Origin of the sequence: Aeromonas sp. 102P (assembly GCF_051920345.1) — a bacterium.
GTDB lineage: Bacteria > Pseudomonadota > Gammaproteobacteria > Enterobacterales > Aeromonadaceae > Aeromonas > Aeromonas veronii.
Window position 1 is genome coordinate 20,687 of the sequence record NZ_JBQBCZ010000004.1, and the last position, 6,830, is coordinate 27,516.

A 6,830-nucleotide genomic window follows, 5' to 3' on the forward strand; every position below is an offset into this window, starting at 1 on the left:
CTAAGCCGCCATCAATCACTTTATTTGTCAGTCTCTTGGTCGGCCAAAGTGGTCAGTCACGGCAATAGCCGACAGCGTCCGCTCTCGCTCAAGAAGCAGCCTGTCACCGACTAAGAGGGTTGGCTCTACGTTTGAGTTCAGGGACGGCCCGTCGGTGTCCAACCACTGTTAGGCCATATCCGCTCGGATGTGCCTGCCCTACTCATCGTTACCGAACCTGCGCCGTAGTCCCTGAATGATTGATTGATAAGTATACATTCTAGAATGTATACTAAATGACTCTGCAACTCTTGGCACTAAATATGACAACCCCAAAAGGCCGACGGTGGACCCTCCTTGTGACCGTCGCAGCAGCGCTTCTTCTGCTTACCCTGGACAACTCGATCCTGTACACCGCGTTGCCCACTCTGACGCGTGACTTGGGGGCCAGCAGCCTGCAAGCGCTGTGGATCATCAACGCCTATCCACTGGTGATGGCCGGGATGCTGCTCAGCACCGGAACGCTTGGTGACCGCATCGGGCACCGGGAGATGTTTTTGGGCGGGCTGTGCGTGTTCGGCCTTGCGTCAATAATAGCCGCGTTCGCGCCAACTGCCTCCGTGCTGATTGGTGCGCGTGCGTTGCTGGCTGTGGGTGCGGCAGCCATGATGCCCTCCACGCTAGCTCTGATCTTCATCACTTTCAGGGATGAGCGCGAGAGGAATCTGGCGCTCGCCATATGGGGGTGCATGGCCATTGTCGGAAGCGCGCTCGGCCCCATCGTGGGTGGATTGTTGCTCAATCACTTCTGGTGGGGCTCGGTCTTCCTGCTCAACGTACCGGTGGTCATCGCTGCACTCGTCAGTGCATTGGTCGTGACGCCGCGAGTGAAGCCAGATACATCCAAACCATGGGATCTGATCTCTGCAGTGCAGGCCTTGTTTGCACTGTCCGGTCTGGTTGTCACCATCAAAGAGGTTGCCCATGCACCTTCTTCCTGGGCACTTGCCGGGACGGCTTTGGCCGTCACCGTTGTTGCGGGCATGCTCTTCGTCCGTCGCCAGGCGCGTCTTACTTACCCTCTGCTGGATTTCGCTATTTTTCGCAATTCAGCGCTTATGGCAGGTGTGTTGGCCTGTGCATCTGCCTTGTTCGGCGTTGCCGGTCTGCAACTGATCGTTACCCAGCGTTTTCAGCTTGTCGCAGGGTTTAGCCCTCTGGAGGCTGGACTGTTGGTGTCAGCCGTTGCACTAGGAGCACTGCCCAGCGTAGTGCTCGGTGGCGCATTTGTGCACCGGATCGGCTTGCTTGTGCTCATCGGTGGTGGTCTTGCGTTGGGTACTGTAGGTGTCTTCTTGACCAGCTTCGGCTTGCATGTCAGCCTGGGATGGGTCATTGCCGGCCTGGTAGTGACCGGGTTTGGACTGGGTTCGGTGATGTCAGTCGCCTCCAGCGCGGTCGTCGGTAATGCACCCTCTTCGAGAGCAGGCATGGCTTCTTCAGTCGAAGGCGTTTCCTATGAATTCGGCGCGTTGTTGGCGGTCGCACTGCTTGGCAGCTTGTTGGCGGGTCTTTATTCTTCTGGCGTGGTTTTGCCCGCAGGCGTCTCCGATAATGCGCGTGACAGCATGGACCAAGCGCTCGCGATAGCGGCCCAAAACGGCACAGATAGTGCCGCCCTCATTGCAGCCGCCTCCACAGCGTTTGATCGCAGTTTTGAGATTGTTATCGTTGTCATTGCCGCCGTACTGAGCATCAGCGCATTGGTGACGTCTGTCTTGCTCCGAAACCACGGACCGGGGTCGTCAGCCTTCAGCAGCGATTCACACTGAAAGAAAGAGAAGACCATGCGCCCCAGCAATCGCAGCAAAATTTTGGATGCCGCCGTACGCGTCATTCATCGTGACGGCTTGATCGGCGTCACCTTTGATTCCGTTGCGGCGGAGGCCAGCGTGACGCGGGGCGGAATGATGTACCACTTCCCTTCGCGGGAAGCGCTTGTTCAGGCAATCCACGAGCACTTGGCCGCGCAATGGGAGGCCAGCCTGGAATCAGTCGCAGGCAGACCGAAGTCAGAGGCAACACCCACAGAGCGGGCCATTGCGTATGCACGTACTAGCGCACGAAGCGCTAATCGCGCGGAATTGCTTTCTGCACTTCAATCGAGTGAAAGCACTGCGACAGCGGCTGCCTGGGACACGGTGCTTGAAGGCTGGGCTTCTCCAGCGCCGGAGCATCTCGACGACCAGGCCGTTCTTGATCGATTCATTGCGCGACTCGCAGCGGATGGACTCTGGGTATATGAGTCATTGACGGGGAAGAAATTGCCAGACCAGATCAGGGATGCTATTGCCGCGCAAATCGTGAGCGTCATTGAATCGGCTTCGCTCAGGGTATCGAACAAGTAATTCGGTAAATGCACCGTCCGTTTTGCGGCTCTGATTTTGAACACAGCAGCTTCCGCTTTGAGTCGATAGCGGCAGTCGTCGATTGTCACCGCGACAGGCCGCTTTGGCCGAGGTGCTGACGGATTACTGGTTCAGGTGAGCGGCTGGTTTAGGTTCAGAAACCTGCCGTAGCCCATGAAAATATCATCAGGCCGTTAAGGGCACCGAAGCGACGCTCGGGCTGCGACCAATATCAAGTGTCACTCTCTATCGCATTGCACAATATAAAATTCCATTAGCTTTCAATGCTCTATATTTCCCGTATTCTGAAACAACCCACTTGTTTGGAGTCAATAGCACGGATTAACTCAATGGCGGCTGGTGAAACGACTGTTAGGTCTACCCCTGCGAGCGGGTAATGCGACGGTGACGGAAATTTCTGGGGTTCCGGCTTACAACCCCAAGAAGGCCCCGCTAAAGCGCTGTAGAGCAGCCCAAGGCCCAACCAGTACGCAACCCAGTACAGCAGGGCTTTCGCCGCGAACAAGGCGGCCATTGCCGCCACGGTATGCCACAGCATCAGCCCCGGAAACCGATCACTCAATCGCACCTCAATCCACCTCCACGCCTGCATCGAGCAACCGTTGCCGCCATGTATCGGCGGACAACAGGGCATAGTGGGCCACCTGCTGGCGCAGGTATTCGGTATCAATGACGATCCAGCGGCTGCCGTCGTCATCGATCATCCAGTCGATGGTCGCATCGAGGAGGTCGATCAGCGGCTTTCCATCGGCCCATAGCCACGGTGAGCCTTTATAGATCGCCAGTTCGTACTCAACCGGGGGGAACTGGCGAATATGCGCCACCGTGTCAGGTGTACCCAACCGACCTGATTTCATACCCGATCTCCTTAATTATTGTCACTGTGACGATATATCACATGCTAAATCCACGATCTCGCCGCTGCTCTTTTCGCAGCTCCGCAGCCCTGTCGGCGATCAGCGCTGCGCCTTCTGAAAGGCGTTCAGCGCCTTGCTCAAGTCGTTGACACTGCTGTTCAAGCTCCCAAGCGCAGTCCCTGTGACTCTGTTCGAGTGCTCTACCCCGCTCTGCAACGTATCGAACGCTCTCTGTAGCTCGCTGCATAGCGTCCCGCAGCTCGCCAGCGCACTGGTGCAAGCGGTTTGCAACTCGCTCAAAGAGCGCGCCTGCTGCTGCAATTGCAGCTCCAACGCCGCCGTTTGCTGCTGGTGTGCCGTTTCTATCCGCTCCAGCCTGTCGAGCAGTATCCGCTCCAGTTCGGTCATTCAGTTCACCTCCACGGCCATCTTGCCGCTCTTCGTTTCGAACGGTTTCCCCATGCTGGGGGCGAGGATGTAGCCCTTGCCATCCTCGCCCTTGGCGTAACTCACCCCATTGGGGAGTTGGGCCAGCGTGGCTTTCGCGCTGCGGATCTCGCTGTTCAACCGTTGAACCTCGCTGCCCATCCAGCTCAATACCCCCCAGCTCCCCAGCCCGATCCCCACGGAGGTGCATACCCCGACCAGCAAGGCTTTGAGCCAAACGCTGGAGACCAGCTTGAGGGTGTTGGTCTCGCTCTGGGCCTGCTCCAAAACCTCCCTCAATGGAACGGTCGAATCGGTGATCTGTTGGGGCAAGCCCTCGATCCCTTTCTTGATAGCGCCCACGGTTGTATTCAGCTCGTCGCTCACACGCTTCTCTAAGTCTTTCTTGAGCTCGTCGAGCACCGCTTTCGCTAACTTCTCCACCTCGCCCAATTCCTGCTCTTGCCGCTGCTTGAGCCTCTCGCTCAAGCGTTCTTTCTGCTGTCCAAGACGCTCCATAGAGTTCCCCTTTTAACCGGATAGCTTTGGGATAGCCCTCCGGCTTGATGCTGGTGTAATCGGCCCCCGTGCGCGTGATTTCGCACCCGAGCGAGGTTTGTAGGTAGTCCCGCAGCTCCGCCGCATTGGAGATCACTCTCTGCTCGGCGGCTGCGAATAGGTGGTCGGTGATCTGTTTCTTGATGGCTGTCTTATCGCTCTTGTCCTTGAACGCCTCGAAGTCTGGCCGTAGCAACCGCGCCCGAAGCGGGTCGTCTGGCCGCGCCCAGCCCCTTTCGTGGTTGTGTTTATCCCTCACCGCATCGAAGGCTTTACGGTGACCAGGTGGGGCCGGGTTGAACGATTTGCCTGTGCCCAGGTGAACACGGGGGATCAGGATGTGGACGTGAACCCCGCCATCCGGTTCGTCGTGCTGGACCGCCGTCAGGTGGACGTCTTCCGGCTCCAACCCAGCAAACGCCACCGCCTCGAAGTCCGCCAAAACCGCCGTGATCTCGTCGGCGGTCGGGGCCTCTTCCGCCGCCCACGAGATCACGGCACTCCGGTATCGATGCTGGAACGGCAGCGAGTCGGCCACCGCCGCGAACAGCACCGGATCGCCCCGCAGTACCGTCACCCCTGCCCGTGGTTCACCTGTGTGATCGTGCGAGCCCATGAGGTAGGCCGAAGCACGGGCACCGCTGCCCGTACCGTGGGAGAGGAATTTAATGAGCATCGTCGCGCCCCTTGGCCGCAGGCTTGGGGGGCGGCGGCAACTGGGGCAGCAGGCGGCCCGCCTGTGCCTCGATGCTGCGCAGCAGGGCCAGCAACTCCACCAGTTGCACCGACGAGCCGGCCAACCGGCATTCGTTCAGGGCTCGGGCTATCTGGTTGAGGTTGTTGCTCATCCCGGCCAACTGGCGCATCAACACCGGATCGGCATCGTTGCTGGTATCGCGGACACGGACGGGACGGCGTTGGGGCGTCGGCAAATTCGTCTGCTGGTTGGCATCGACCGCCCCCCGGATCCAGTCCGATACGCTGAGCCCGGATGCTGTCGCACGCTCGCGCCATTCGGCTGCGGTCGGCTTGTCGATCCTGACGCTGACGGTGGTTATCTTTTGGGCCTTGGACACGCTGCCTCCGGCGGTGGGTTTAGGGGGATTGAAGGGGCATAGCCCCTCACCAGCCCCGTGTTACGTTGAGCCGCGAAGCAGGTGAAAACGTAATACGGGTCGGCTGGCTTAAACCAGTACAGCAAAAAAAAACAGGGGGGCGGCAACTTGCTATTTATCGTCACAGTGACACATAATCAATTACCGTTACAGTGACAGGAAATAGCTCCATGAAGGACGCCACAGATAAGGGAACTGGGGACATGTTTGGCATCAAGCGCGGACGGGGCAGGCCAAAAACCGGATCAGCCAAAACAGGGGCAGAACGACAAGCGGCCTACCGGGCAAAGCAGCAGGATAATAACGTTACTGTGACGATAAATAGGGCGCTGATGGAGGGGCTGGCCGCCCAAATGCAGGCGATCAGGGATGGGGGATCGGCGGTGGTGCTGACACAGGAGCAAGCCGGGGAAATCCTTCGGGCACTGCGAACAGCAGAAACCAAACAGCTCCGGGGATAAGACCTATTGCCCACAGGCCAAACACACGGCCTGATGGACAACCCTTCGGGATCGGCCTTACCCCCCTCGCCAAGATCCTCTCTCTAATGGCTCTCTAGGGAAAAAGAACGCCCTTTCGGGCGCTGTTATCTGATATAGGCTTTGTTTCGCGATCGCTATTTTGAAATCTTGGCGTACTTGCTAACGGTACTGGCCGAGATGTTGAGATCGTCGGCTATGGTGCTGTGCGGGTATCCGGCAGCCTTCATGCTCTGGATGGCCTCCCATAGTGCCCAGTTCGTGGACTTGGGCCTCCCCCCGCCCTTGGATACCTTGCCACCAATGCGCCCCCCCTTAGCCCCTCTGATGGCCTGAATCTCGGGGGTATGTGTCCGATCAACGTAATCCGCAAACGAGGTCGGGGTAAGGTGCCGCCAGATCCAACGGGCGATACTCTTGGCCGTGGCCTTGATCTCACTATGGGGCAACGGGCCACCTTGCTCACGCCCAAACGCATTAGCGCTCTCACAAGCGACACGGACAGCCTCAGCCCATGCTTCATAGCCATTGGGCCGCCAATACTCCCGCACCGCACTGTAGCCCCATTCCCGCACGCTATCGAACACCGTGACGTTACGCCCCAGTCCGCTAACCTCTTTGCCGCTGCGGCGGTTGTAGGCTGCTAAATCCGCATCTGGGCAGAACTCGGCGAGGTAGTCGAGGGAATAGGGCGCATGGTTATGCCATACCGTCCACCAATCGCTGTGTACGGGGTTTTTGGTGATCAACCCAACGTACCCCATGTCAGCGCCCAGCCGCTTCGCCAGAACATGCTCTATGGCCGCTAGATAGCGCAGTGGCTTTAACCTGGCTGCATTGGTTCGCGCCACTGGCGCGGCCAGCAGATAGCCAAGGTGGTAGTTGCCGTTTTCGGGGTTGATCGCGATCCAATGCGGCGCACGGCACTCTTGAGCCACGTCCACATCAAACACTACAGGAGACATACGGCGGTGGGTTATGCTGAAT

The 6,830-nt window shown here is 58.4% G+C and carries 8 protein-coding genes; 3 read left to right on the forward strand and 5 right to left on the reverse strand.

Features of this window, described 5'->3' with window-relative positions; translation table 11 throughout:
• Positions 1 to 275: 275 nt before the first annotated feature.
• Together ACTG1K_RS22960 and ACTG1K_RS22965 are read left to right on the forward strand one after the other, a co-directional pair.
• Positions 276 to 1,811 (forward strand): MFS transporter, encoded by a 1,536-nt coding sequence (locus tag ACTG1K_RS22960; protein WP_339581855.1) that lies wholly within the window; start codon positions 276 to 278, stop codon positions 1,809 to 1,811.
• Positions 1,812 to 1,826: 15 nt separating this feature from the next.
• On the forward strand, positions 1,827 to 2,387 hold the full coding sequence (locus ACTG1K_RS22965; protein ID WP_092320633.1) for a TetR/AcrR family transcriptional regulator: 561 nt from the start codon (positions 1,827 to 1,829) through the stop codon (positions 2,385 to 2,387).
• A gap of 590 nt (positions 2,388 to 2,977) precedes the next feature.
• Here ACTG1K_RS22965 and ACTG1K_RS22970 read toward each other — a convergent pair.
• The 4 genes from ACTG1K_RS22970 to ACTG1K_RS22985 form a co-directional block, all read right to left on the reverse strand.
• Complete coding sequence (locus ACTG1K_RS22970) at positions 2,978 to 3,265, reverse strand: hypothetical protein (RefSeq protein ID WP_429052765.1); 288 nt, start codon at positions 3,263 to 3,265, stop codon at positions 2,978 to 2,980.
• A 99-nt stretch (positions 3,266 to 3,364) separates the two neighbouring features.
• Positions 3,365 to 3,673, reverse strand: a complete 309-nt coding sequence (locus ACTG1K_RS22975) for a mobilization protein (RefSeq protein WP_223932338.1) — start codon at positions 3,671 to 3,673, stop codon at positions 3,365 to 3,367.
• On the reverse strand, positions 3,674 to 4,210 hold the full coding sequence (locus ACTG1K_RS22980) for a DUF1640 domain-containing protein (RefSeq protein WP_429052763.1): 537 nt from the start codon (positions 4,208 to 4,210) through the stop codon (positions 3,674 to 3,676).
• Positions 4,211 to 4,914: 704 nt separating this feature from the next.
• Positions 4,915 to 5,325, reverse strand: a complete 411-nt coding sequence (locus ACTG1K_RS22985) for a MobC family plasmid mobilization relaxosome protein (RefSeq protein WP_429052761.1) — start codon at positions 5,323 to 5,325, stop codon at positions 4,915 to 4,917.
• Positions 5,326 to 5,534: 209 nt separating this feature from the next.
• Between ACTG1K_RS22985 and ACTG1K_RS22990 the strand changes: the two genes are divergently transcribed.
• Positions 5,535 to 5,825 carry a hypothetical protein gene (locus ACTG1K_RS22990; protein WP_368158657.1) on the forward strand — a complete coding sequence of 97 codons (291 nt, stop codon included), beginning with the start codon at positions 5,535 to 5,537 and terminating at the stop codon, positions 5,823 to 5,825.
• 155 nt (positions 5,826 to 5,980) lie between these two features.
• Here ACTG1K_RS22990 and ACTG1K_RS22995 read toward each other — a convergent pair.
• A partial coding sequence (locus tag ACTG1K_RS22995) for a replication initiation protein (RefSeq protein ID WP_440006888.1) occupies positions 5,981 to 6,830 on the reverse strand: 850 nt, incomplete at its 5' end.